Here is a 25,359-nt window from a genome sequence, read left to right as displayed (position 1 = left end):
CGATCATGGAAGCGTTGCCGCTGGCGTTCACGACGGGCTGGGCGAGCGGGATCAACGCCTATGCGTGCGTCCTCATCCTCGGCCTGCTCGGCCGGTTCGCGGACGTCGACAGCGTCCCGAAGGGGCTGACCGGGAACGCGGTGCTGATCGCCGCCGCGGCCTTGTTCGCGTTCGAATTCGTGGCCGACAAGATCCCGTACATCGACTCGGCCTGGGACGCGGTGTCGACCGTGATCCGGCCGACCGTCGGCGCGATCGTCGCGGCGCTGGTGGCCGGGCAGGCCAGCGACCTGCACCAGGCGATCATCGCGACCACCGGCGGAGTGACCGCGCTGCTGTCACACTTCGTGAAGTCGAGCCTGCGGCTGGCCATCAACACCTCCCCCGAGCCGGTCACCAACATCGCCGCCTCCTCGGGTGAGGACGTCGCGGTCGCCGGAGTCGTCTCGCTGGCCGCGTTCCACCCGACGGCGGCCCTCATCATCGCCGGCATCCTGTTGCTGACCGGGCTCGTCTCGGTCTACTTCGCCTTCCGCGCGATCCGCCGCGGCCTGGCCAGATTCCGCGCCTGGCGGGAGAGACGGAGCAGTCCGGCTCCCGGGAGCAGTGCTGCCTGATGGCCCGGGTGATCGTCATCGGGGCCGGCCTCGCCGGTCTCGCCAGTGCAGTGCGGCTTGCCAAGCTCGGCCATCAGGTCACCGTCTGCGAGCAGGACGAACGTCTCGGCGGCGCTCTCGGCCGGGTCGACGCCGACGGCTTCAGCTGGGACGCCGGAGCAGCCAGTACTACGTTGCCTGCTGCCCTGCGCGACCTGTTCCGGAAGTCCGGGCGGCCGATCGAGAGTCTGGTCCAGCTGGATCCGATCACACAGCCGCGCCGGCATCTGTTCGGCGACGGGTCCGTCCTGGACCTTCCGGTCGGTGACCGGGGTGGCCAGCTCGACGCCTGGACCGACCTGGCCGGAGCGAAGACCGCCCAGCGCTGGACCGACCTGGTCGACAACTACGGCGAGACCTGGCAGGTACTGCGGAAGACTTCGCTCGAGCCGCCCCTGATGGACCGGTTGCCGTGGAGCGCCATCCGGGTGCTGAAGCCCTGGCAGTCGCTCGCACGCGTTGCCGACAGCCGGCTCGACGACGCCCGCGCCCGCGCAGTACTGCGGTACTACGCGACGCAGCACGGCTCAGACCCCAAGCTCACGCCCGGCTATGTCGGTGTCTGGTCGTACCTCGAACGCACCTTCGGCCGCTGGACCGTGGACGGCGGCTTCGGCGCGGTCGCTGACGCACTCGCCCAGCGGACCAGTGAGCGCAAGGTCGACGTACGTACCCACGCCGAAGTGGTTGCCGTCAGCACCAAGAACGGCGCGGTCACCGGCGTCCGGCTGGCCGACGGGACCGAGTTGCCGGCCGAGATCGTTGTCAGCGACATCGACCCGCGCGAGCTCTACGGGCGGCTGGTCGACGACCCGAGAGCAAAGAAGGTCCGGCGCAAGGTGCTCTCGACGCACCAGGCGCAGGCGGCGTACGTCGTACATCTGGGGCTGCAGGAGCCAGTGCCGGACTTGCCCTTCGAAACGGTTCTGCACGGCAGCCCGACCGTGGTCGTGCGCACTGGTGGTGTAGCACCCGCTGGGCACCAGGCGTGGTCCGTACTTGTCCACGGCTACCCGACGGACGACGTACTGGACCTCCTGGTCGCGCGTGGGCTGCATATCCGGGACAAGGTGGTCACCCGGCAGACATCCTCGTCCTGGCTGGCGGGAGTCGCCTGGGAGGGCTTCCGCACCGCCCGCAAGCGCGCCGCGAACGTCTCCCCCGTCAAGGGCCTATACTGCGTCGGCGCCGGCGCCCACCCTGGCACAGGAGTCCCGGCGACCACCCTGGGCGCAGCCATCGTCGCCGACGCCATCGGGAAAGCCTGAGACCGCCCTAGGGTCGCTGGGAAGCTCGCACTAAGATTGATCGTTCATGTGTTCCATGTCGGGTGAATTGCCCGGCAGTAGAGAGGACCCCGGTGGATCAATCCCCCACATCGACCGATCTCGAAAACGTCGAACGGGCTGAGCTGGACGCAGAGCAGGCACACGTCGATCGGGTCTACACCCGGGTCGACGAGGCCGCCCGGTCCGCCTCCCGGATCGCGGTCGAAGGGCACCAACGCGGTCAGGCGCAGAACGTCGGCCGGGTCCGCGACGAGGAGCAGACCGGCCTCTACGAGCGCGACGTGCTGGTGTACGCCGCGGCCCGCCGGATCGCCGAGCTGGACGCGGAGCACGAGGGACTCGTGTTCGGCCGGCTCGACTCCGATCAGGGCGACGACACCGAACCCGTCGCGACCGCCAAGGACCTGGAGAAGCTGTACGTCGGGCGGATCGGCGTCCGCGACGCCGAGTACGAGCCGCTGGTGATCGACTGGCGGGCGCCTGCCGCCGAACCCTTCTACCGAGCGACCTCGACCGACCGGCTGCGCGTCGTCCGGCGTCGCGTACTGCGGAACAAAGGCCCGCGGATCGTCGGGCTCGAAGACGACCTGCTGGCGCCTGACCGCTCACCCGAGGACCTGCCGGTGCTCGGCGAGGGCGCGCTGATGGCGTCGCTGTCGCGCGCCCGGGGTCACACGATGCGCGACATCGTCGCGACCATCCAGGCCGAGCAGGACGAGGCGATCCGGGCACCAGCCCGCGGTGTCACCGTCATCGGCGGCGGCCCTGGTACCGGCAAGACGGTCGTCGCGCTGCACCGCGCGGCGTACCTGCTGTACTCCGACCGGCGCCGCTTCGAGCGTGGTGGCGTGCTGGTGGTCGGGCCGTCCGCTGCGTTCATGGCGTACATCGAGCGCGTGCTTCCCAGCCTCGGTGAGAACACGGTGTCGCTGCGTGCGGTCGGTGAGTTGGTGGACGGCGTACGCGCGACTGCTGTCGACAACGCCGCTGCTGCTGCGATCAAGGGCTCACTGCGGATGCGTGGCCTGCTGTCGCGAGCTGCGCGCGACCGGGTGCCGGATGCTCCGACGACGCTGCGCGTGTTCATCGGTGGAGCCACTGTCGAGCTGGACGCGAACCAGCTCGACAATGTCCGCCGCAACGCACTACGCCGTACGCCGCGCAACCGCGCCGCCTCCGAAGCGCGCAAGGGGCTGGTGGCCGCGCTGTGGAACAAGTTCCCCGAGGACCTGCGCACTGGGGTGTACGCCGACCGGGAGGCCTTCGGCGACCGGGTCACCGACACCCCGGCATACAAGAGCTTCTTTGCCGCGTGGTGGCCGGTGCTGACGCCTGGTGCCGTACTGCGGTGGCTCGGCGACGCGCGTCGGGTGTCTCGGTGGGCACGGGGTGAGTTCAGCCCGGCGGAGGTCGAGGACCTGGCGGCGGCGATCCGTAGTACGGACGAGTTCACCATCGCGGACGTCGCGTTGCTCGACGAACTCGGTCAGTTGCTCGGCCGGCCGCCGATCCAGGAAGCCGGGCGGGACGAGGAGTTCGACTGGCTGGAAGGGCTGTCGGACGGCGTGAACGAGGTGCTCACCACGTCCGAGCGCCGGGCGCGGAGCATCGCGGCCGCCGAGGCCGACGAGCCCGAGGAGTACGCGCACGTCCTCGTCGACGAGGCGCAGGACCTGTCCCCCATGCAGTGGCGGATGGTCACGCGACGCGGTCCGCAGGCGAGCTGGACCGTCGTCGGCGACACGGCACAGAGCTCATGGCCGGACCCGGCCGAAGCGCGGGCCGCGATGGACTCGATGCTGTCCCACCTGCAGCGGCACACGTTCCGGCTGTCCACCAACTACCGGAACTCGGCCGAGATCTACTCCTTCGCCGGCGAGGTCATCCGGCGGCAGATCCCCGACGCGGACCTGCCCGACGCGGTACGCCGTACCGGGGTCGAGCCCGAGCACCGCATCTTCGACGCCGCCAAGATCGCCGAAGCCGCCGGTGACGCGGCGGTCGAGCTGCTCCAGCTCGTGGAGGGAACGGTGGGCGTCATCGTCCCGCCCGCGCTCCGACCGGCCATCGACGCAGTGGTCGCCGAGGTTGGCGACCCGCGTGTCGTCGCGCTCAGCCCGCTGGATTCCAAGGGGCTCGAGTACGACGCGGTCATCGTGGTCGAACCCGACCGCATCGTGAGCGACACCCTCGGGGGGATCCGCGCCCTCTACGTCGTGCTCACCCGAGCCACCCAGCGCATGATCACCATCAACAGCACCACCAACTGGCTGCCGTAGCTCATTTGGTCTTCAGGACGATCTCGCGCCAGAGATCGTCCTGAACGGTGATCCCGGCCTGCTTGTCCGCCGGCGTGTCGGCTCGGATCACCAGGTGTTTGTGGTCGTGCAGCGACTGGAGCAACTGCTGCTGGGGAATGGTGTCCTTCCAGCGTTCGACTATTCCCCACGGCAGCATCGCGCTGGCACCCTCGGTCCACACCTCCTCCACGAACTCCCTCGGGGTGGCGTTGTGCGATCCGTGGTGACCGATCTTGTAGAAGGCGGCGTCGCTCAACAGCGCCCTCTTCCGCGGATCCTTCAACACGTGTTGCCACGCGCCGTACTGCGCATCGCCGGGGAACAACAGCCGCGTCCCGGCCACGTCGAGCACCATGAACAGGCTGGTGTTGTTGACCGCGTGCTCCAGCACCGAGGCCGCGCCGAGCAGACCCGTATCGTTACCGAGCTGATCGAGCTGCAACGAGTCGGCGGCCGCCTCGAGAACCGCAGGGAGTCGCAGCCGATCCCGCAGCTCGTAGGTCCCGTTGAACAGCGGGTACGGCGAATCGTCGGCGTCGCCGGTCTCGTCCACGTCGAGTTGATGCCAGCCGGCACTGGCCGGCGGGTTCATCAACTTGAGCTCGTCCGGGTCCCGCGACGGGCCGAGGACGTGCGCGATCACCTGGTCGGGGCCGACCGCGATCTCGTTCTCCGCGTCGTTCAGGCTCGGCAGGTAACGCACGTGGTGGCCGGGGTTCGCGAAGTGCGTCTTGTTGCGGCCGATCAGCCGGTCCGTCGCCACGGCGTTCCCGGCCGAGTTGAGCGCGAACGACCGGGCCGCGGCAACAGCGGCCGGCCAGGCCCCGGGGTCGAGTCCGAGCGTCCGCTGCTCGATCAGGCCGAGCAGGCGCTGCGCGGTCTGCGTCTGCGCCTGGCGCAACGCGCTGGCGTCCGCGTCCGACTGGTCCTCCACGAACGGCAGCCAGACCTCCTCGACGACGACCTTCTCCCAGTCGGGCAGGGCGAAACCGGAGATGTGATCGGCGTGGTGATGGGTCGCCACCACGACGTCGAGCTGGGGCTTACCCGCTGGGCTCGCTGCGGCGAGGTCCGCGATGATCGCCTTGACCGACTCAGCGATCGGCCGGGCCTGGCCCTGACTGTGGACGCCGCAGTCGACGAGCATCCGCCAGACCTTGCCTTTGCGCCGGACGGTGACCAAGAACGCGTCGCCGAAGCCCATGTTGTACATCCGCACCGTGACAGTCGATCCGGCCATCAGCGGCTCTCCGTCATGATCTCGCCGTGGATCGCGGCGAAGGTCAGGCGGTTCATGGCCGGCTCCGCGGTCCACCCGCTGAGCGCGTCCATCACCTCGACATCCGCGGCCCATTGGTTCAGCGCCTTGAGCCGCCGTACGCCGGCCGCTTGGTGCTCGTGCGCCGGGTGCTCCGGCGGCAGCTTGTCGATCGCCGCATCGTCGCGGAGCGGGAGTGGTTTGGCGATGATGTGCTCGACCCGGCCGTCCACTCCGGCGATCAGGACGGTACCGGCCCGGATCCTCGGTCTGCTCGCGGCCGGCAGCTGCTGGTCTTCCAGTTCGGGCCGGCGTTGGGTGAGCTGGATCGCGACCTCCGGCCGGGGCTGGCCGTCCGCCGCCTGCCGGTAGGCGACATGGATGCCTCTCAGCGCGATCCGGAGGTCCGGATCCGGGTCGAGGCCGATCTCCAACGCGTGCAGCCGGGCCCATTTGCTGACCGTCTGGTAGAGCACTTCGCCCGGGTCGCGTTCGTCCGCGTCACTCTCATCGGCGGCCGGCGTGTCACCGACGGCCGCCGCCACGGGCGCGGGTGCGGCCACCGGTTGCTGCGGCACGAGCAATGCGCCTGCCTTGCCGCCGGGATCGAGGTCCATGGTGGCGAGCAGGATCAGATTCCGCAGGTCCACCGGAGCCGCCGGGTCGTTCAGATCGAGGTCGTCCGCCGTCGGCCAGGCAAGTGCCTCGTCGGTCAACGAGGCGACCTCTTCGGGATAGATGCCGCGGCGCCGCAGCGCCTCGACCAGATTGCGCCGCAGGTTGATGGCGTCGTCGGGGTACAGCGCGCGGTCGGCGGTGACGATCGCGCGGACGACGTCGCCGAAGCGGACATCGACGACCGGCAGGTAGTCCATCGCCCGGACGACCATGCCGAGCAGCCGGTCCGCGTTCCGCACCGCCTCGTCCGCGATGCGTTTGACCAGGTCGGGCGACAGCTGGCCGGCAGGCAGTACGCCGGACCCGCCGGTGGCGATCCGGAGCAGATCCACGATCGAGGCCTGGTAGCTGTCGAGATACGCGTCGAAGACGGCGCTGACGAAACACGCGCCACGCTCGTGCGGTTCGGTGGCTGCGCGGAACCTGTCGGGCGTCCGGTTCCGGTCCGCGATGGCCGAGCGGAGGGCCGCTCCCCGTCCTGTCGACTCACCGAACTCACTGGCGAGCTGGAGCAGACCGCTGGTCTTGCTCAGGTCGCCGGAGGTGGTCGCGACGGCGTCGATGACGAAGTCGCGGTGCACGAAGTGCTGGAACAACGCAACGAGGTCCGCGAACGCTTCATGCCAGGCGAACACGTCGCGGTTCGTCGGCTCGGAGTAGTACTGACGCATTCTGTGCAGGATCGCGTGGGTGACCTCGTGAGCGATGATGTCGGTCGACAGGCAGGTGAAGACGACCTGGCCGGGAAGGTTCCGGCCGGGGTCGAGCCGATCGGCGCGGTAGTAGCCGAACAGGACAGCCCGGCGGCCCGGGTCGAAGAAGGCGTTGCGTCCCTCGAAGGCATGCGGCACGAGGCGCAGCTTCTGGTTGGCCCGCCAGCGGAACCGCCGGCCGACGAAGCGTTCGAACCGCTCGATGACACTGGTCGCCACGGCATACACGATCTGCTGGTGGGTTCGCGGATCGCCCTCGGCCGGTCGCAGGCCGTCCTGGGCCAGGACGGCCGGATCGTTGAGATCCAGCGGTTCGTACCACCGGTTCCGGCCGGCATCGAAGTCGACCACCTGGACCAGGCTGCCGTCCGGCCCCGGCCGCAGCTCGGCCTCGTACGGCACGTCCAGGGCAAGGAAACGACCGGACAACCGGGTCGACATCGGGTCGAAGGCGAACGTCCGCAACCGGCGGCGGTCGGGCAGCCGGATCGCCGGACGATTCAGCTCCGCGTTCATGACTTCGTGAGCGCGGCGTCCGGGTAGGGCAGCTTGCCGGCCCCCGGACCCTTCCCCAGATGGGCCCTCAGCCCGGTGTCGCAGATGATGTAACCCCAGTTGATCAACTGCTTCTGAAGATCCTCGTCCATCGAGTCCAGCCTGGTCGGGATCGCGGCAAGCCTCGACGCGACGGCCTCGTCCACCGGCAGCGGATCGGCCAGTCCGTAGTCGGCCACGTGGCTGCGGATCCCGATGTACGCGCCGGTTCGCACCTTCCGCTGGAAGGAGTCGATGACCTGGCGCTTGCGCAGCGCCCGGACCTGGTTGTCCATCACCTTCAGCACCCGCAGCAGGTGCCGCCCCCAGTCCGACGGTGGGTCGGGATCCGGGCCCAGATGACCACCGGCATCGCTGACCAGGATGGTCAGGTAGTTCTTCCAGGCCGTTTCCAGGCCGAGGTTGTCGTACACGCCGCCGTCGCTCAGCCGGATCTCGTTGCGGAACTCCGGACCGGTCAGATCATTGCCGTCCTCGGTGACCCACTGCTCGTGCTCCAGATCGACCGTGCACGGCGAAAGGAACGGCGGGAACGACGACGAGGCGGCGACCGCGACGGCTAGCGGCAGATCCGGATGGTCGATCCTGCCCACCCGATAGTCCGCCAGGTAGGCCTTCCTGAAACGCATCAGGTCGCCCGATTCCAGGTTGGTCGCGTTGATCACGAAGGTCGGCTTGTCCGGCAGGTCCTGCAGCGTCTTCTTCCCGAACAGCTGCTTACGGAACGCCCGGACGACCCGGTCGGCCACCGAGGTGAACGGCAGGCCGATCCCGGTCAGCAGCGCCGGTACGTCCACGTGGGTGCCGGCCATCGCCCGGATCGGGTCGACGACCTGGGACACGAACTCCTGCGCCACCCCGTCCTCGTCGAAGTCCAGGTGCTGCCAGTTCATCGCCAGGACGCCGGCCGTGATGGAGCCGCCGGACACGCTGGAGACACGGTCGAGTTCCGGCAGCATGCGGGCCTCGTTGAGTCGCAACAGCACGCCGACGTGGAACACCATCGCCCGGTATCCACCGCCCGACAGGCACAAGGCCGTCCCTGGCTGCGGACTCTTCGCCGCGTCACCCGGAATCCGTCGTACCGGTTCTTCGGCGACCTGGATCTCGCTCATCACGCCGTCCCCCTGAAGTGCTCCCCTTGCTACGGAGCGTCCTCCGGGTCAGTGCCAAATGCAAGCACTCAGCCTCGCGGGATGACGTAGTCGACCAGGTCGGCGGTGTCGGCGGTGACGTCGGACCAGCGCGTGGTCAGGTGCAGGACCGTGAGGCCGCTGGTGGGGTACTTCTGGGTCAGTTCGACTCGGGACGGGCTGGTGCCGTCGAGGGCCAGTTCGTCTGCCAGCCAAGGGATTCCCGGCGCGTGGCCGACCAGGACGACGGTACGGGTGTCTGCCGGGACGTCGTGCAGTACTTCGAGGAGTTCCTCGGTGCCGGCGCTGTAGACGCGGCGGTCGTACCAGATGTCCGTCGCCGTCGCGCCCGCCTCGGCGGCGTACTGCCAGGTCTCGCGGGTGCGGATCGACGGCGAGCAGATGACCAGGTCCGCGTCGATGCCTTGGGCAACTAGATAGCGTCCGGCCGCGGCGGCGTCGGCCCGGCCCCGGTCGGCCAGTGGGCGCTCCAGGTCGGGCATCGACTCGGGCGGCACCGCCTTGGCGTGCCGGAGCAACACCAAGGTGCGGTCCATCAACAGATCGGACGGGTCAGCCATCGGCTCAGGATAGAGCGTCCACCCCGATCCGGTGTACGCCGCTCAGCGCGGCCGCCGCGTCGCACCCGAGCTCGGCCGCCGCGTCTCGCTTGAACTGGCCCCCCCGCGTCTCGCTTGAACTGGCCGCCGCGTCTCGCTCGAACTGCCCGCCGCGGCTCGCTCAGACCGGCCGCGGCGCGGCTCGCTCAGACCGGCCGCGGCGCGGCTTGCTCAGACCGGTGCTGACTGGAGGTTGCGGTAGACCTGGCGGGTCGCCGTCGAGCGGTTGAGGGTGATGAAGTGGATGCCGGGGGCACCACCGGCGAGGAGTTCGTCGCAGAGTTCGCTGGCGATCTCGATGCCGACCTCGCGGACCGCCGCCGGGTCGTCCTCGACGGCATGCAGGCGATCGGTGACCGCGGTCGGCAGCGCCATCCCGGTCAGCTCGGCCATCCGGTGGATCTGCTTGATGTTCGTCACCGGCATGATGCCGGGCAGGATCGGGATGTCGCAGCCGAGCGCGGCGGCCCGATCGACCAGCCGGAAGTAGTCGCCGGCGCCGAAGAACATCTGGGTGATCGCGTAGTCCGCGCCCGCCTTCGCCTTCGCCGCGAGCACCTGGGCATCGGCTTCGAGCGACGACGCCTCCGGGTGCTTGTCCGGGAACGCGGCGACCCCGACACAGAAGTCGCCCAGCTCGCGAACCAGCTCGACCAGCTCGATCGCGTGGTTCATCCCCTCGGGGTGTGCGACCCACGGCTGGTTCGGACCGCCTGGCGGGTCACCGCGCAGAGCGAGCACGTTGCGCACACCGGAACCGGCGTACGCCCCGATCACCGAGCGCAGCTCGTCCTTGGAGTGCGCGACGCAGGTCAGGTGCCCCAGCGGCGTCAGCGAGGTGTCCTGCGCTACCCGCTCGGTGACCCGGATCGTTCCGTCGCGGGTCGTCCCGCCGGCGCCGTACGTGATCGACACGAACGTCGGCCGGAGTTGCTCGATCTCGCGGATCGACCGCCAGAGCACTTCCTCGGCCTCGGGGGTCTTCGGCGGGAAGAACTCGAACGAGAAGGATCGCTGTCCGGTCGCCAGCAGCTCACGGATCGTCGGCGTCGCGCCGGGAAGCTTCGAGGGGAGACCGTTTGCCATTGTTCAAGGCTACCGGGGCGTGGGCGCACGGGCCCCGACCGGCTACCCTCCGAGACGTGTATGCCGACGCAGACATCCCGACCGACGTCCAGCGAGCCCTGACCAGCTTCCTGGACATCCAGTCCGAACGGCTCGCCGAGATCGGGCCCGAGCTCGCCGAGCTGGTGCAGGCCGCCCGCGACGCGACCGCCGGCGGCAAACGACTGCGTCCTTCCTTCTGTTATTGGGGTTTCCGGGCCGCGGGCGGCGACACCGGCCAGCCGATCCTTAAGGCCGCGGCCAGCTTGGAGATGCTGCACGTCAGCGCGCTCGTGCACGACGACGTGATGGATTCCTCCGACGTACGCCGGGGCGCGCCGGCCGCACATCGCCGGTTCGAGGCGCTGCAGCGGGCTCGCTCGGCGACCAGCGGACGTGGTGGCGACCCGGTGGGATTCGGTGTCGGCGCGGCGATCCTGCTCGGCGACCTCTGCCTGATCTGGGCCGACGAGATGCTGCACACGAGCGGCTTCGACGCCGCCGCGCTCGCCCGGGCGTCCAAGTTCTTCGACGCGGTGCGGGTCGAAGTGACCGCGGGGCAGTATCTGGACCTCGTAGCCCAGGCCAGCGGCGAGGCAGACATGGACCGAGCCCTTCGCGTACTGCGGTACAAGGCGGCCACCTACACGGTCGAGCGCCCCTTGCACATCGGGGCGGCGCTCGCCGGAGCCGACCAGCTCCTGATCGACGCGCTGTCGACGTACGGGCTGCCGCTCGGGGAGGCGTTCCAGCTGCGCGACGACCTGCTCGGCGTGTTCGGCGACCCGACGGTGACCGGCAAGCCAGCGGGCGACGACCTGCGCGAGGGCAAGCGGACCGTCCTCACCGCGTACGCCGTGGAGCACGCTTCGGAGGTCCAGCTCGCCGAGTTCGACCGGTTGTTCGGCCGGCCGGATCTGGACGACGACGAGATCCAGCTGCTGCGCGAGATCCTGCAGGACAGTCGCGCCGTACAGGCCTGTGAGGACCTGATCGCCGATAAGACCGAGGACGCCCTGGCGGCGCTGGACCGGGCCCCGATCGAGGACGAGAACGTCCGCAAGGCCCTCGCCGACCTGGTCGTCGCCGCGACCTCGAGGCACCTGTAGCCCACCGGCGCAGTCCGCCGGGGCCCCTGTAGTCCGCCGGAGTACCTGGGATCAGGACTCGGCCAGCAGGCCGATCAGCCGCAGCAGGTCTGCGGCGATCTCGGGATCGCCCAGCACGATCACCTTCAGCGTGCCGCGATCGGGGTCGTACGCCGTCTCGACGCGGAGCCGGCCGACGTCGCGGTTCAGCGAGCCCATCACGTGCGTGCTGATCCGGTCGGCGAGGGTCCGGTCGACCGACTCGACGTGGACGATCGCCGAGACCTCAACGTGCCGGGTCTTCGCGGCCGGGTCGAAGACGGCCGCGCTGGTCCCGGTGAACGCCTCCAGGTCCTCGCGGGCGATCCGGTACTGCTTGCCGATCCGGGCCGCCTTGAGCCGGCCGTCGCGGATGTAGTTCCGGACCGTCCGCACGTGCAACCCGAGTTGCTCCGCGACCTCCTCGACCGAGTACAGCTCCCGGGCCATCGCGACGCCTCGATTCCTTAGAATTCCCTATAAATCGCTCGATAGGGACTTTTAGAGTACTTTAAATCCATGGTTAAGTACCTCCACGGCACGACCGTGTATATCGCCGACACGGAAGTCAGCACCGACCGGGATGCCGTCGACGTCATCGCAGCGGCGCACTACGACCACGGCGCGGAGTTCCTGGTGCTGCCGGTCGACAAACTGCCGGCCGAGTTCTTCCGGCTGAAGTCGGGTGTCGCCGGAGCCATCGTGCAGAAGTTCGTCGACTACCGCATGCGGCTGGCCGTGATGGGCGACATCGAGGCACACGCCGCGGCCAGTACGTCCTTCGGCGACTGGGTGCGCGAGGCCAACCGCGGCAGGCACCTGTGGTTCGTCGCCGACCTGGCCGACCTCGCCGAGAGGCTCGCAGCGCAGCAGTAGATTGCCCCTATGGCAGAGCCGGTCGAGTTCGAGGCGCCGCTGCTCCATCCGCCGCGAATCCTGAGGCAGAACTGGCGAGATCTGACCTTCCTGCACTGGGCCGTCGAACCGGCTAGCCTGCAACGCTTCTATCCGCCCGGCACCGAGCCCGACACCTTCGAGGGCAAGAGCTACGTAGGCCTGGTTCCCTTCCGCATGACCGGCACCGGGTTCCCCCGCGGACCAGCAGTGCCCTGGCTGGGCACCTTCCTGGAGACGAACATCAGGCTGTACTCCGTCGACGCGACCGGCCGTCGCGGTGTCGTCTTCCTCAGCCTGGACGCGGATCGTGCCGCAGTGGTCGGCGCTGCTCGAACTGTCTTCGGTCTGCCCTACCGCTGGGCCCGCATGCGGCACGAGGTCCACGGTGACACCCACACGTACACCTCACGGCTGCGGTGGCCCGGTACTCAGGCCAGCAGCCTCATCCGGGTCCAGGTAGGCGACACGCTCACCCCTGGACCACTGGAGCACTTCCTGACTGCGCGCTGGGGACTACACGTCGCACGAGCCGGTCGCACGTTGCACCTGCCCAACGAACATCCCGCCTGGGTACTGCGAACCGCCGAGCTCACCGCCTTCGAGGAACACGGTCTCCTGGCGTCCGTGGGGCTTCACGAGCTCTCCGGCCGCCCGCCCGACCACGTGGTCTTCAGCCACGGCGTACCGGCGCGGTTCGGGCTACCGACGCTCGCGAGTACGGCTAGACGACCGGGAGGTCGCTGACGAGATCCGGTACGTCGCCGGCTTCGCGCAGCAGCACCCGGAGCTGTCCGGACTCCTTCGCGTCCTCACCGAAGATCTGCAGCGCCACGTCGACCGTGTCGTGGTCGTGGTCGAGCAGATCGCGCCAGCCCTCCCACAGCACCACCTCCGGCTCACCGGTCGACCTGTCGCTCAACGAGTCGGCCAGCGCGTCCCAGTTCCGCCCGAACCAGCGCGGTAGATCGAACGCGGTCGCACAGAGATCCAGGAAGCCCGCCTTGTCGGGGATCCGCGTCGTGTCCAGCAGCACGAAGTTCCAGCCCGCGGCGGCGACGGTACGGCGTACATCGTCGGCAGAGTCCTGGTCAGCTTTCCAGCGGTACACGCCCGGGCGTAGCCCGTTGTCGAGCAAGGTCCGCAGGTCGGTCATCCGTCGGTCCCCCCGTCCCCCCTGATCCGGCGGAACGACTTGTAGTGATCGTCGGTGTAATAACGCTCGCCGTTCTTCCCGGTCACGATCCGGCGGGCGCCGCGGTCCTTCTCCCCGGGCGTCTTCACCGTGTACTCGTGGTAGTAGCCGCTGACTTCCTTCGGCAGGACCTTCTCGAAGTTGCCGAACACGACACCGTCGCGGCTGTACGGGAACGGGCCGCCCTTGTCGATCAGCTGCAGTGTTTGCTGCGCCTCTTTCGGTAGGTCCCCAGCGGCGACGAACACCAGCCCGCTGTCCGGATCCTTCTGTGGCTGGCCACTCGCTTTGTCCGCGCTGCACCCGAACAGCGACGCCGCCAGCGTGATCACCAGCATGGCGACCACGACCGCGGCGATGATGCGCGCTGTCTTCTGGTTGTTGATCACCCGGCACCCCGCAGCCGCCTGCTGAACTCCGCAGCAGCAGCACCCGGATCGTCGGCCTCAGTGATCGCCCGTACGACGACGACGCGCTCGGCGCCGGCCTCGACGACCTGGTCCAGCCGGTCGAGGTCGATCCCGCCGATGGCGAACCACGGCTTCACGGGTTGCCTACTGGCGGCGTACGAGACCAACTCCAGGCCGGCGGCGCTTCTGCCGGGCTTGGTGGGGGTGGCCCAGACCGGGCCGACGCAGAAGTAGTCCGAGCCTTGTTCGATCACCGCTGCGTTCACCTGGCTGAAGGTGTGAGTGGAGCGGCCTATCACCGGCTCGTGTCCAGTGATGGCGCGTGCTGCGTGCACAGGCAGGTCACGCTGGCCCAGGTGCAGCACGTCGGCGCCTGCTGCGAAGGCGATATCCGCTCTGTCGTTGACCGCCAGCAACTTGCCGTGTCGCTTGCAGGCGTCGGCGAACACCTCCAGGGCCGCCAGTTCGTCGGCCGCCTCGAGGCTCTTCTGACGGAGCTGCACGATGTCGACGCCACCGCCGAGTACTGCGTCCAGGAACTGCTCCAGGTCGCCTTGCTCCTCCCGCGCGTCCATGCAGAGGTAGAGGCGGGCGTCGGCGAGTCGTTCGCGCAATCCATCGTCAGCGGTGGGCTCAGTCACACGCCCAAGCCTGCCATGTGGCCACAGACGTAGGGTTGTCGCCATGGCTGAGCGAACTTCGGAAGTCGTCGTGATCGGCGGCGGACTGATCGGCCTGGCGATCGCCTGGCGACTCGCGGCAGACGGCATCCAAGTGACCGTCTGCGACCCGACACCAGGTAGCCAGACTTCCGCGGTCGCGGCCGGCATGCTCGCGCCGGTCACCGAGGTCGAGTACGGCGAGGACGAGTTGCTGGCCCTGAACCTCGCCAGCGTCGCCGCCTGGCCCGGCTTCGCGGCGGAGCTCGAAGAGCTCACCGGCCGGCCGGCCGGTCTCAACCGGACAGGAACTCTCTCGGTCGCCTACGACACGGACGACGTCGCCGCGCTCCGGCGGCTCGCGGACTATCAGCGTCGCCTCGGCCTGGAAGTCGAGGAGCTCACCGGCCGCGAGGTCCGCAAGCGTGAACCGCTCCTCGCGGCAGGCGTCTCCGGCGGCGTCTGGGTGGCCGGCGATCACTCGGTCGACAACCGCCGGACCGTCGCAGCCCTCCTGCGAGCAACCGAGCTGACCGGCGTACGGTTCGAACGGCAGCAGGTCTCCCGAGTCCTCACAGCCGGTACTACGGCAGTCGGTGTGGAACTGGCGGACGGCAGCACCATCCGGTCCGCCCAACTCATCGCTGCGACCGGTCCCTGGTCCGCCCAGCTGCAGGGGATCCCGGAAGAGCTGCGGCCGCCAGTGAGGCCGGTCAAGGGCGAGATCCTCCGGCTGCGCGTTCCCGAGGCCTACCGACCCGCCTTGCACCACACTGTTCGAGCCACCGCGCGGGGCTTCTCGGTCTACCTGGTCCCCCGGCCTGGCGGTGAGCTGGTGGTGGGCGCGACGACTACAGAGCTCGGGTACGACACACGCGTCCTCGCGGGTGGGGTGTTCTCGCTGCTGCGCGACGCACGGATGGTCCTGCCGATCACCGACGAGCTGGAGCTCGTCGAGACAGTCGCCGGGCTGCGGCCGGCGACACCGGACAACGCACCGATCCTGGGAGCATCCGGACTCGACGGACTGCTCTGGGCGACCGGGCACTACCGCAACGGCGTACTGCTCACTCCGATCACCGCACAGGTCATCGCCGAGACCGTCCGGACCGGCCAGATACCGGACCTTGCGGCACCGTTCGCGATCGACAGGTTCAGCGCGCCTAAGGTAGCCAGGTGAGTGAGGTTATGAAGGTGCTCGTGAACGGCAGCGCCGAAGAGATCGCAGTGGGAACCACCGTGGCCGACGTGGTGGACCGCTGGGCCCGCAGTCCCATCGGCGTGGCCGTCGCGGTGAACGAAGCCGTGGTGACCCGGGCCGAGTGGGCCGCCACGGCACTGGCCGAGGGCGACCGGGTGGAGATCCTCACCGCGGTCCAGGGCGGTTGAGGAGGAACCATGAGTGACGACAGCCTGACGATCGCCGGACTCGAGCTGACTTCGCGGCTGGTGATGGGGACCGGCGGCGCGCCGAGCCTCGAGGTACTGGAAGAGGCACTGGTCGCGTCCGCGACCGAGCTCACCACTGTCGCCCTGCGGCGGCTCGACCCGAACCAGCAGGGTTCGGTGCTCGACGTACTGCGTAAGCACGGGATCGCCGTGCTCCCCAACACCGCCGGCTGCTTCACCGCGGGGGAAGCCGTCCTGACCGCCCGGCTGGCTCGGGAAGCGCTGGAGACCAACCTGATCAAGCTGGAGGTCGTTGCCGACGACCACACCTTGCTGCCCGATCCGGTCGAACTGCTGGACGCTGCCGAGACGCTGGCCGCGGACGGCTTCTCCGTGTTCGCCTACACCAACGACGACCCGATCCTGGCCCGCCGGCTCGAGCAGGCCGGCTGTGTCGCCGTGATGCCGCTGGGTTCGCCGATCGGTTCGGGGCTGGGCATCCGGAACCCACACAACATCAGCATGATCGTCGAGGCGGCCACGGTTCCCGTCGTACTGGACGCGGGGATCGGGACCGCGAGTGACGCGGCGCTGGCGATGGAACTCGGCTGCGACGCGGTACTGCTGGCCACGGCTGTCACCCGTGCGGAGCGGCCGGCTTTGATGGCGGCCGCCATGCGGGACGCGGTCAACGCGGGTCGGAGCGCACGACTGGCCGGCCGGATCCCCCGCCGCTGGCACTCGGCCCAGGCGTCGTCTCCCACCGACGGACGCCTCTCGTACTGACGGGCTGTCACCGGCGCGCGGTCGGCGTACCGGAGATAGGTGCCGTGGGCATCTGTTGCCGGTGGCAATTGCCTGGATCAGGACGCTTTGCGGTACACGCTTTGTGTGATCGCTTGGCGACGACGCGTCGATCGATTGTGAACCACATCCATGTAGTTCAGTCATAAACTGTAAACATTGCGTAACAGCCGTAACAAGTGACCCATGCGTACCTGTTGTCACAGGAGTACCTGCACTTACCGTCAAGGAACGTTGACACGGGGAGACGGATATGCGTCACAGGGTTGTACGGATACTGACCGGACTCGCCGTTCCGCTGCTGGCCGCGGGGGTGATCACCGCCGGGTCGCCTGGCTTGGGGCACTACAAGATCAAGAACGGCGACACGCTCACCCTGATCGCCAGCCGGTACGGAACGACGGTCAAGACCTTGGTTGCCCTGAACAACCTTCCCGGCAACGGCAACGCCATCTACGCCGGCGAGGTGCTCGCCCTGCCCGCCAAACCGGCACCGGCACGCCGGCCGTCGCAGCCGAAGGCCGGCCAGATCGTCTACGTCGTCAAGCCCGGCGACACGATCAGCAAGATCGCCAAACGGTACGGCGTATCGCAGAAATACCTGCTGTCGGTGAACGGCCTGAAGCGGACCTCCCCGATCTACGCCGGACGGCCGTTGCGCGTTCCGGTGCCGATCCCGAAGCCCAAGCCGAAGCCGGTCGTCAAGAAGAAGAACAACACCTTCGCCGGCCGCACGTACGCCGACCACGTCGTCGCCCAGGCGGACCGGAACCGGGCGATCCTTGCCCAGCGCAAACTTCCCACCCGCGCCCAGATGCGGTCGCTGATCACCTCGGTCGCCCGCAAGTACGGCGTCGATCCGGAACTCGCGCTGGCCGTCTCCTGGCAGGAGTCCGGCTGGAAGCAGCGGGTCGTCTCGCCCGCGAACGCGATCGGCGCGATGCAGGTGATCCCGTCGACCGGACGGTTCGCTTCCAGCATCGTCGGCCGCAACCTCGACCTGCTCAGGCCGCTCGACAACGTGACCGCCGGAGTCGTGCTGCTGGACCGGCTCACCGCCGCCGCGAAACTCGACATCGCCGTCGCCGGTTACTACCAGGGTCTGGGCGGCGTCCGGCGCAACGGGATGTACCCGGACACCAAGCTCTACGTGAAGAACGTGCTGCGGATCAAGGCGCAACTGGAGAAGGGCTGGAGCCCGCGGTAAGCGCGGTCCGGCGCGGCGGGGAAGCCGCTGCCGGACCGCCTCTTTACACTCTCTAAGCAGACAGGCTTCGAGAGGCGGCTCACCGCACGTGACGGACGACGTACACACCCAGCTCAGTGATCCCCTCGTCGGGCGTGTGCTCGACGGGCGGTACCGGGTGGGTGCGCGGGTCGCCAAGGGCGGCATGGCGACGGTCTACGAGGCGCTGGACATGCGGCTGGACCGGATCGTCGCGCTCAAGATCATGCATCTCGGGCTCGGTGACGACGCCGAGTTCGGCCGCCGATTCGTGGCCGAGGCACGGGCCGCGGCGAAGCTGTCGCATCCCAACGTGGTCGCCGTCTTCGACCAGGGCGACGACAACGGCACGTTGTTCCTGGCGATGGAGTACGTGCCGGGCCGCACGCTGCGCGACGTAGTACGGCAGCAGGCTCCATTGCCGCCTGCCCGGGCGCTGGATCTGTTGTCGCCGGTGCTGTCGGCGCTGTCCGCCGCGCATGACGCAGGCATCGTCCACCGCGACATCAAGCCGGAGAACGTGCTGATCGCGGACGACGGCACGGTCAAGGTCGCCGACTTCGGGCTGGCGCGCGCTGTCACCACGACCGGGCAGACCGCGACCCAGGGGCTCTTGATGGGCACTGTGTCCTACCTCGCCCCGGAGCTCGTCACGGACGGCAGGGCGGACGCCCGGTCCGATGTGTACTCGGCCGGCATCATGCTGTACGAACTGCTCACCGGCATCAAGCCGCACAGCGGCGACACCCCCATCCAGGTCGCCTACGCGCACGTGCACGCGGACGTGCCGCCGCCGTCAGAGATCCAGCCGGGCATACCGCCGTACGTCGATGCGCTGGTGCAGCGGGCGACCGCTCGCGACCGCGACATCCGGCCGGCCGACGCCCGGGTGCTGAGTCGCCAGGTGCGCCGGGTGCGCAGCGCGCTGGACGAAGGGTTGCCAGACGATCCCGAGCTGACCGGCGACCTCACCATCCCGATCCAGCAGATGCGCCAGGACAACGAGTACGACGACGGCTACAGCCGCGACTACGGCGAGCCGCCGCGCAACGACACCATCGTCGTACCGTACGAGGGCCGCCCCTTCGCCAACGTGCCGCCTGAGCAGCGGCCGCGAACCACCAACGGCTCGGCCCGCCAGCTGCCCCGGCCCGCGCCACCGCGCTCGCGTAGTCACGGCTTGATCGCCGTCATCGTGGTGCTAGCTCTCGCTCTGGGCGTTGGTTCTGCAGCTTGGTACTACGGCATTCACCGCTACACCTCGACGCCGGTGCTGCTGAACATGACCGCGGCTGCCGCGGCGACCGAGGCCGGGAAGGCTGGGCTGGGGACGAAGCTGCTCGCTCCGGACTTCTCCGAGGAAGTGCCGGCCGGTCAGGTGATGCGGACCGACCCGGGTCCTGGTGACCGGATCCGGAAGAAGGGGCAGGTCGGGCTCGTCGTCTCGAAGGGTCCTGAGCGGTACAACGTGCCGCAGCTCGCCGGGCTGGACGTGGAGGCGGCGACCCGGGCGCTGGAGTCGGTCCAACTGGTCGTCGGGAAGCAGACCGGCGTCTACAGCGATGCGTTCCCGACGGGGCGCGTGATTCTGTTCAGCCCGAAGTTCGACACGTCGCAGAAGCCCGGCACGGCGGTCGATCTCTGGGTCAGCCTTGGCCGCAAGCCGATCCCGGTCCCGAACCTGACCGGCAAACCCGTGCGGGATGCGACCAAGGCGTTGCGGAAGGCCGGCTTCACGGTCGAGCGGACCGATCAGTTCGATCCGACGGTTCCGCTCGGTGTGGTGATCAGCCAGACGCCGAACAGCGGCACCTTGTTCGGCAAGGACAAGGTCAAGCTGGTCGTGTCCAAGGGGCCGCCGATGGTCGAGGTCCCGAACGTGCGGAGCAAGAAACTCGCCGACGCGCAGAAGACCCTCACCGACGCAGGCTTCAAGGTGAAGGTCGAACTCGCCCCGTTCCACCTCGGCCTCAACCTCGTCGCCGGCCAGAACCCAGGCGCCGGCAAACTGGCCCAACCAGGCAGCACAGTCATCGTCACCATCGTCTGACCCCACGCGCTTGGCGCTGGCGCCAGCGCGACACCGTAGTACTGGACAAGACCGGCACCGTGGCGGCAGGCGCTCCGCCCGGAGAGGCGTGGCACCCGCACGGTGCTCCGGTCGCAGGCGCTCAGCCCGGCGTTGCACTCCACCCAGCGCTCGCCTCGGTGAGCCGACACTCCGCCCGGCCGCTCGCGGCGTACACCGCAGGTGCTTTGGGCAGCTTCCGGCTGAAGTGCGTCGGGACGTTTTGGTTGGGGTGTCAGGTGTCTGACAAGCTTTGGTCGTGAATCGCTCCCGCATCGCCGTTCTGGCCCTGCTCGCAGTGGCGGCGGCGTGGGGATCGACGTTCTTCCTGACCAAGGATCTGCTGACCAGGATGGACGTCGCCGACTACCTGGCGTTGCGATTCGCGATCGCCGCGATCGCTCTGATCGCCGTCCATCCGCCGGCGATCGGACGGCTCAGCCGGCTGGACCGCGGCCGGGGTGTCGCCCTCGGCGTCACCTACGGGATCGCCCAGCTGGTGCAAACCGAAGGCCTGCGGCACACCTCCGCGAGCGTGTCCGGCTTCGTCACCGGCATGTACGTCGTCTTCACGCCGCTGCTCGCCGCGGTCATCCTGCGGCACAAGATCGGCCGCTGGGCCTGGGTCGCCGTGGTGCTGGCGACAGTCGGCCTCGGCGTACTGTCCCTGCGCGGGTTCACCCTCGGCACCGGCGAACTGCTGACGCTGGCGTCGGCCGGTCTGTACGCACTCCACATCATCGGACTCGGTGCGTGGTCGACACCGGAGAACGCCTTCGGCCTGTCCGCCTTGCAGATGGTGGTGATCACGGCCGTGTGCGCGATCGGCGCACTCCCCGGCGGCTTCACGCTGCCCAGCGGAGTCGGCGACTGGACGGCCGTGATCTATATGGCACTGGTGGCCGGTGCATTCGCCTTGATCGTGCAGACCTGGGCGCAGGCGCATCTGACCCCGACGCGGGCCGCGATCGCGATGACGATGGAACCGGTGTTCGCCTCGGCCTTCGCCGTACTCTTCGGAACAGACAGCGTGACCGGACGGATGCTCGTCGGTGGCGCGCTGGTGATGTCGGCGATGTACCTGGTCGAGCTGGCACCGCGACGCAAGATCGAGGCAGAGGTTCAGCATCTAGCTCAGTGAGGGGGTTGGCAGTGCGGGACAACAGCGCACGACGGATTCGCTGGTTTCCGCTCGTGGTGATCGCCGTACTACTGGCGTTCCTTGCAGCCGGGACGGCCTCGAACCTCGAGCGGAATCCGCAACCAGGGCTGGTCTCCGAAGGAATCCCCGGACAAACGGTGCCGACGGCAACGACGGCGCGCCTGCCCACGCAGTACGGCGGGATGGTTCGCCAGGCGCTGGCCGATCTGGACGCGCTGACCCTGCCGAACGGCGCGACCCTGGCCGGATGGGACGGGCCTTGGCGGTTCGTCTGGCCGCGCGACGCCTCGTTCGTCGTCGCCGCCCGCTGCTCGGTCGGCCAGTACGCCGAGGCCGCCTCGGTGCTGTCGTTCCTGAACAAGGTGCGGCCGACGTCGGGCCGCTGGGCCGCCCGGTACGCCGCTTCCGACGGCTCGGTGCCTCAGGACGGACGTGAACCGCAACTGGACGGCTCGGGATGGGTGCTGTGGGCAAGCTGGTTCTGCTCGTCCGGCCTCGATCTGTCGGCTTACTGGCCGATGCTGCGGGAGTCCGGCGACCAAATCGTCGCGGAACTCGGTGCTGACGGTTTGCCTGCGGTCTCCCCCGACTACTGGGAACGACCCGAGTCCTCGGTGACGCTCGGCACAGTTGCACCTCTGCAAGCCGGGTTGCGCGCCGGACTGGCGATCGCGGCGTCGCTGGGCCACGAAGTCCCTTCCTGGCAAGGCGCTCTGGATCGGTTGTCAGCGGCAACCGATCACGCCTTCGGCCCCTCCTACCCGCGGGCCCCCGACGGCGGCGCGGACGCGATCGTCACCGTCCTTGGTCCCCCGTTCGCCCCACCGCGCGCCGACGTGGCGGACGCGATCGACCACGCCCACGACGTACTCACTCAACCGAACGGCGGCGTCACCCCAGGCGAATCCTGGCGCGCCGACGGCGTCGCCTGGACCCCCCAAACCACCCTCTTCGCCCTCAGCGCCGCCGCCCGCGGTGACCGCCAAACCGCCCTCTCACTCCTCGACTGGCTCAACACCCACCGCACCTCCACCGGCGCCATCCCCGAAAAAGTCAACCGCCACCTACACCCCGCCGGCGAGGCGCCCCTTGCTTGGACCTCAGCCCTGGTCATCCTCACCGCAGCCGCCCTGGACAAACCCCTCCCAGTCCCCGCCGCCTGACCCAAACGCATGAATCCCCCGGATCGCCGCGCTGTATGTCGACGGGTGACTCGACCGGGCGGGCGGCGGCGAACGGCCGACGGTGGTCAAGTGGCAGGAGTAGGCGACTGGCGCGTGGCCACGGGAGCGACGGGCCGGCGCGTGTGGCGTGGGGTTCAACAGTTAGCAGATCTCCATGGTGTCGTGGGTGGGTGGGGCTGGGCGGGTGGTGCTGGTGGCGGTGGAGTAGAAGAAGGCGGTGGAGGCTATGTCGTCGTGGAGGGGGAGGTAGCGGCCGCCGGAGCGCCAGCCTAGGGCTTGGACGTCTGCTCGGAGGGTGGTGCGGAAGCGGATCGGGTCGGGGAGGTGGAAGCGGTACATGCCGAAGCGTTGCTGGCTTTGGTATTGGCCGTCCGGGCGGATGATCTGGGGCAGCCCGAGGTACGGCGTACTGAACTCCGTGTAGCCGCCGCGGTCTTCGCCGAGGTCGAAGTTCCAGGCGCCGCCGAAGTAGTCCTCGGTACCGGTGCCGCAGATCGTCGGGAACTCCTCGTCGTCGTCCAGGTAGAACTTCACCTCGCCCTCGCCCCACCAGCCGGTGCTGTTCACACCCCACGCCAGATAGGTACCGACGTAGTGCCCCGGCCCGGCCACGCCATCCACCAACGTGTGCACGGCTTCGGCCTGTAGCGGGTTGCTCCGGCGCCACTGCGCATGCAGGTACGCCGATCCGTCGGCGACCGTGCCGAGCCAGTAGTCGACCTGGAAGTAGACGATCACGGACTCGTCGTGAGTGTTCTCGATCGTCAACTCCGCGCGGGAGCGGAACGGCATCTCCCAGTAGCTGTTGAACCCACCGTTCGGGTTCACCGAGATCGGCAGCGAGTTCACCTGCGCGAAGCGCCCCCAGCCGGAGCAGAAGAAGTCACCGACGGGGGTCTCGATCGCGGGCGCCTCGTCACCGTCCCAGTGCGCGCGCAGGATCAGCCGGCGCCAGTGGTCGCTGTGGGTGGTCAGCCAGATGTGGGTGATCGCGCCCGAGCCGGTGATGTCGGCGAGCGTGACGGTCTCCCCGGCGGCGATCTCGATCGACGGCGAGACCTTCCAGCCGACGCCGAGATCGCGGGCCGCGTGCGCTCCGGTTCCTTCGGTACGCCGGCCGCCCTGGCCGCGTTCGCCGGTCGGGTTCTCCGCGCTGATGGAGCGGGTCTCGACGTCGACGACCGCGCTGATTCCGGACAGGTTCGGAAGAGTCATGACCGCGAGCCTAGGCTCCGCAACGGCCGTCACGGAGGATTGGAAATCGATTTCTCACACTCTGAACAATTCCGCGCACAGCAAATCGGACCCGACCGCGGTCTTTAGTGGGACAGACCGGTATCCCGCCGGTCCGCACGAGGAGGCAGCGTGACGTTCGAAGAATGGACCCGGCAGGGCGTGCCGAAGCTGCTCCGGTTCGCCACCGTTCTGTGCGGCGACGGTCATCTCGCCGAGGACATGGTCCAGGACGCGGTGATCAAGGCCCAGCGGAACTGGGACCGGATCCAGCAGGCCGACCGGCCGGACGCCTACCTGCGCAAGATCGTGGTCAACGAGTACCTGTCCTGGCGCAGCAAGTGGTCGCGGTTCATCCCACGCCCGCAGATCGACCCGGACTCTTCCGCACCCGATCATGCCGTCCGGTATGCCGACCGCGACCAGCTCATCGCCGAACTGGCCAAGCTGCCGAGGCGGCAACGCGCAGTACTGGTGTTGCGGTTCTACGGCGGACTGTCGGATCCGGAGATCGCCGAGACGCTCGGCTGCTCGGCCAGCACGGTCCGCGCCTATGCATCCCGCGCGCTGTCGACCCTCCGGGTCGGAATGGCGCCCTCCCCCACTCTTCCCAGCCCTCGCACCGGAGCGAACCATGCGCACTGAAGAAGACCTCCGCAACGCCTTCGACTACCTGGCCGACTCGGCCCCGGACCCGTCGCACATCCTGACGACCCCAGAGCACACGCCGGTACGCCGTGCGCCGCTGGCACTGGGCGTTGTCGCGGCCACGGCGGCAGTAGCCATCGCGGTGCCGCTTCTGGTCAGCCACGACAAGCAGCAGCCGTCCGTGCAGGCAACGCCGCAGCACGTCGACGAGGCCTGGCGGGACCGACTGTCTCTCCCGTTGCCGGCCAAGATGATCTACGACTCGAGAGCCTTCACCCACCGCAGCCAGGGCCTCATCTTGGGCGACGGCGACACCCCGGCAACGTGCGTGGTGAACGCTTATGACAAGGGGGCGTTCGACGCCGGCAGCATTCCGCCAGGCAGCCCTCGGGTCAAGATCAATGACACGCTGGGCTACCTCGCCACGCTCGCAGATCCCTTCAGCCCGGCCGTCAGGGCAAAGGTGATCGCTTGGGAGCCCGCGCCCGGCGTCTGGATCACGAGCTACTGCAAAGTGAAGGACAAGGTCGACCCGGTGAAGGCGGCCGAAATCGCGAGGTTGGTGAACACCTCGCCGCAGCGCCTGCCCGCGCCGTACCGGATCGGCTACCTGCCGGCCGGCCTCACCGTCAGCGACCTGTCGGTGAATCCCCAGCCCGATTCGACCAGCGAGGCTCCGAACAACTTCATCGCCACCCTGGACTCACCGGCGGACAAGCCGTCGGCGGCACAGACGCCGGACGGTCCGGTGGTGGTCTCCGGGTCGGGACCGGCGACGATCACGTACTTGACCGGGGAGAGCGCCACGGCGACCCACCTGCCGAAGAACGCCGAACGAATCACCGTCAACGGACGCGCCGGCTATCTCGGCAGCGAATACGGAATCTCCGTCCTCGCCATCAAGGGGGACGGCTTCCAGGTCCGCATCGTGCTGGCCGGCGCGGTGCCGAACGAGCGCGAGGAGCTGATCAAGATCGCCAACGGGCTCGAGCTTGCTCCGAGCGCGACGGACACCACCAGCTGGTTCGACGCGACCACCGCGATCCCCTAACCGG

General features: G+C 68.7%; 25 protein-coding genes and 1 pseudogene. 16 read left to right on the top strand and 10 right to left on the bottom strand.

What is annotated here, in order from left to right; genetic code table 11:
- The first annotated feature begins 5 nt into the window (after positions 1-5).
- From DIZ26_RS12045 to DIZ26_RS12035, 3 genes are all read left to right on the top strand, one after another.
- Entirely contained in the window at positions 6-617 is a 612-nt protein-coding gene (locus DIZ26_RS12045; protein WP_112240435.1) for a DUF4126 domain-containing protein, read from the top strand.
- Positions 617-1,924, top strand: a complete 1,308-nt coding sequence (locus tag DIZ26_RS12040) for a phytoene desaturase family protein (RefSeq protein ID WP_112240433.1) — start codon at positions 617-619, stop codon at positions 1,922-1,924. The genes DIZ26_RS12045 and DIZ26_RS12040 overlap by 1 nt, the downstream gene beginning before the upstream one ends.
- Before the next feature lie 92 nt (positions 1,925-2,016).
- Positions 2,017-4,224, top strand: coding sequence for a HelD family protein (locus DIZ26_RS12035; protein ID WP_112240431.1), 2,208 nt, complete (start codon positions 2,017-2,019; stop codon positions 4,222-4,224).
- A gap of 1 nt (position 4,225) precedes the next feature.
- Here the strand turns inward: DIZ26_RS12035 and DIZ26_RS12030 are convergent, their stop codons facing one another.
- From DIZ26_RS12030 to metF, 5 genes are all read right to left on the bottom strand, one after another.
- Positions 4,226-5,485 (bottom strand): MBL fold metallo-hydrolase, encoded by a 1,260-nt coding sequence (locus DIZ26_RS12030; RefSeq protein ID WP_157979685.1) that lies wholly within the window; start codon positions 5,483-5,485, stop codon positions 4,226-4,228.
- Positions 5,485-7,410, bottom strand: coding sequence for a gluzincin family metallopeptidase (locus DIZ26_RS37430; RefSeq protein WP_157979684.1), 1,926 nt, complete (start codon positions 7,408-7,410; stop codon positions 5,485-5,487). The genes DIZ26_RS12030 and DIZ26_RS37430 overlap by 1 nt, the downstream gene beginning before the upstream one ends.
- Positions 7,407-8,564, bottom strand: a complete 1,158-nt coding sequence (locus DIZ26_RS12020; protein WP_112240425.1) for a patatin-like phospholipase family protein — start codon at positions 8,562-8,564, stop codon at positions 7,407-7,409. The genes DIZ26_RS37430 and DIZ26_RS12020 overlap by 4 nt, the downstream gene beginning before the upstream one ends.
- 68 nt (positions 8,565-8,632) lie before the next feature.
- Positions 8,633-9,163 carry a SixA phosphatase family protein gene (locus DIZ26_RS12015; RefSeq protein ID WP_112240423.1) on the bottom strand — a complete coding sequence of 177 codons (531 nt, stop codon included), beginning with the start codon at positions 9,161-9,163 and terminating at the stop codon, positions 8,633-8,635.
- Positions 9,164-9,373: 210 nt separating this feature from the next.
- Positions 9,374-10,288, bottom strand: coding sequence for a methylenetetrahydrofolate reductase [NAD(P)H] (metF, locus tag DIZ26_RS12010; protein ID WP_112240421.1), 915 nt, complete (start codon positions 10,286-10,288; stop codon positions 9,374-9,376).
- A 56-nt stretch (positions 10,289-10,344) separates the two neighbouring features.
- On the opposite strand from metF, the gene DIZ26_RS12005 reads away from it, so the two are divergent.
- The gene (locus DIZ26_RS12005; RefSeq protein WP_112240419.1) at positions 10,345-11,415 is read left to right on the top strand and encodes a polyprenyl synthetase family protein; all 1,071 of its coding nucleotides are present in this window, start codon (positions 10,345-10,347) and stop codon (positions 11,413-11,415) included.
- A gap of 51 nt (positions 11,416-11,466) precedes the next feature.
- Here the strand turns inward: DIZ26_RS12005 and DIZ26_RS12000 are convergent, their stop codons facing one another.
- A complete protein-coding gene (locus DIZ26_RS12000) occupies positions 11,467-11,883 on the bottom strand; it encodes a helix-turn-helix domain-containing protein (protein WP_112240417.1) in 417 nt (138 codons plus the stop codon).
- Positions 11,884-11,952: 69 nt separating this feature from the next.
- Here DIZ26_RS12000 and DIZ26_RS11995 point away from each other — a divergent pair, with 69 nt between their 5' ends.
- Together DIZ26_RS11995 and DIZ26_RS11990 are read left to right on the top strand one after the other, a co-directional pair.
- Positions 11,953-12,309, top strand: coding sequence for a DUF4180 domain-containing protein (locus tag DIZ26_RS11995; RefSeq protein ID WP_112240415.1), 357 nt, complete (start codon positions 11,953-11,955; stop codon positions 12,307-12,309).
- A 9-nt stretch (positions 12,310-12,318) separates the two neighbouring features.
- Entirely contained in the window at positions 12,319-13,074 is a 756-nt protein-coding gene (locus DIZ26_RS11990; protein ID WP_112240413.1) for a YqjF family protein, read from the top strand.
- On the opposite strand, the gene DIZ26_RS11985 is transcribed toward DIZ26_RS11990, so the two are convergent.
- Genes DIZ26_RS11985 through thiE form a run of 3 tightly spaced genes read right to left on the bottom strand, consistent with a single transcriptional unit; the run spans position 13,052 to position 14,573 of the window.
- Entirely contained in the window at positions 13,052-13,483 is a 432-nt protein-coding gene (locus DIZ26_RS11985; RefSeq protein ID WP_112240411.1) for a barstar family protein, read from the bottom strand. The two genes, DIZ26_RS11990 and DIZ26_RS11985, sit on opposite strands and share 23 nt — an antisense overlap.
- Positions 13,480-13,911 carry a ribonuclease gene (locus DIZ26_RS11980; protein WP_232828284.1) on the bottom strand — a complete coding sequence of 144 codons (432 nt, stop codon included), beginning with the start codon at positions 13,909-13,911 and terminating at the stop codon, positions 13,480-13,482. The genes DIZ26_RS11985 and DIZ26_RS11980 overlap by 4 nt, the downstream gene beginning before the upstream one ends.
- Entirely contained in the window at positions 13,908-14,573 is a 666-nt protein-coding gene (gene thiE, locus DIZ26_RS11975) for a thiamine phosphate synthase (protein WP_112240409.1), read from the bottom strand. The genes DIZ26_RS11980 and thiE overlap by 4 nt, the downstream gene beginning before the upstream one ends.
- Positions 14,574-14,616: 43 nt before the next feature.
- Between thiE and thiO the strand changes: the two genes are divergently transcribed.
- From thiO to DIZ26_RS11940, 8 genes and pseudogenes are all read left to right on the top strand, one after another.
- Positions 14,617-15,771, top strand: coding sequence for a glycine oxidase ThiO (thiO, locus tag DIZ26_RS11970; protein ID WP_112240407.1), 1,155 nt, complete (start codon positions 14,617-14,619; stop codon positions 15,769-15,771).
- Positions 15,768-15,980 (top strand): sulfur carrier protein ThiS, encoded by a 213-nt coding sequence (thiS, locus tag DIZ26_RS11965; protein ID WP_232828283.1) that lies wholly within the window; start codon positions 15,768-15,770, stop codon positions 15,978-15,980. The genes thiO and thiS overlap by 4 nt, the downstream gene beginning before the upstream one ends.
- 9 nt (positions 15,981-15,989) lie before the next feature.
- Positions 15,990-16,766, top strand: a complete 777-nt coding sequence (locus DIZ26_RS11960) for a thiazole synthase (RefSeq protein ID WP_112240403.1) — start codon at positions 15,990-15,992, stop codon at positions 16,764-16,766.
- A 271-nt stretch (positions 16,767-17,037) separates the two neighbouring features.
- Positions 17,038-17,991 carry a lytic transglycosylase gene (locus DIZ26_RS11955; protein ID WP_112240401.1) on the top strand — a complete coding sequence of 318 codons (954 nt, stop codon included), beginning with the start codon at positions 17,038-17,040 and terminating at the stop codon, positions 17,989-17,991.
- An 88-nt stretch (positions 17,992-18,079) separates the two neighbouring features.
- Positions 18,080-19,849, top strand: a pseudogene (gene pknB / locus DIZ26_RS11950) (Stk1 family PASTA domain-containing Ser/Thr kinase); the annotation flags it as partial.
- Positions 19,850-19,870: 21 nt separating this feature from the next.
- Positions 19,871-20,059 carry a PASTA domain-containing protein gene (locus tag DIZ26_RS39210; RefSeq protein ID WP_456298633.1) on the top strand — a complete coding sequence of 63 codons (189 nt, stop codon included), beginning with the start codon at positions 19,871-19,873 and terminating at the stop codon, positions 20,057-20,059.
- 277 nt (positions 20,060-20,336) lie between these two features.
- A complete protein-coding gene (locus DIZ26_RS11945; protein WP_112241113.1) occupies positions 20,337-21,218 on the top strand; it encodes a DMT family transporter in 882 nt (293 codons plus the stop codon).
- An 11-nt stretch (positions 21,219-21,229) separates the two neighbouring features.
- Positions 21,230-22,402: a glycoside hydrolase family 15 protein gene (locus tag DIZ26_RS11940; RefSeq protein ID WP_112240399.1), complete on the top strand. Its 1,173-nt coding sequence runs from the start codon at positions 21,230-21,232 to the stop codon at positions 22,400-22,402.
- 162 nt (positions 22,403-22,564) lie between these two features.
- Here the strand turns inward: DIZ26_RS11940 and DIZ26_RS11935 are convergent, their stop codons facing one another.
- The gene (locus DIZ26_RS11935) at positions 22,565-23,638 is read right to left on the bottom strand and encodes a glycoside hydrolase family 172 protein (RefSeq protein ID WP_112240397.1); all 1,074 of its coding nucleotides are present in this window, start codon (positions 23,636-23,638) and stop codon (positions 22,565-22,567) included.
- Between the two features lie 150 nt (positions 23,639-23,788).
- Between DIZ26_RS11935 and DIZ26_RS11930 the strand changes: the two genes are divergently transcribed.
- Together DIZ26_RS11930 and DIZ26_RS11925 are read left to right on the top strand one after the other, a co-directional pair.
- Positions 23,789-24,301, top strand: a complete 513-nt coding sequence (locus tag DIZ26_RS11930) for a SigE family RNA polymerase sigma factor (RefSeq protein ID WP_112240395.1) — start codon at positions 23,789-23,791, stop codon at positions 24,299-24,301.
- On the top strand, positions 24,291-25,355 hold the full coding sequence (locus tag DIZ26_RS11925) for a hypothetical protein (protein WP_112240393.1): 1,065 nt from the start codon (positions 24,291-24,293) through the stop codon (positions 25,353-25,355). The genes DIZ26_RS11930 and DIZ26_RS11925 overlap by 11 nt, the downstream gene beginning before the upstream one ends.
- Positions 25,356-25,359 lie beyond the last annotated feature (4 nt).

The sequence above is a fragment of the Kribbella monticola genome (genome assembly GCF_003261635.1).
Classification (GTDB): domain Bacteria; phylum Actinomycetota; class Actinomycetes; order Propionibacteriales; family Kribbellaceae; genus Kribbella; species Kribbella monticola.
The sequence above is the reverse complement of the archived record's forward strand: the minus strand, read 5'-3'. Positions and strand labels throughout refer to the sequence as shown.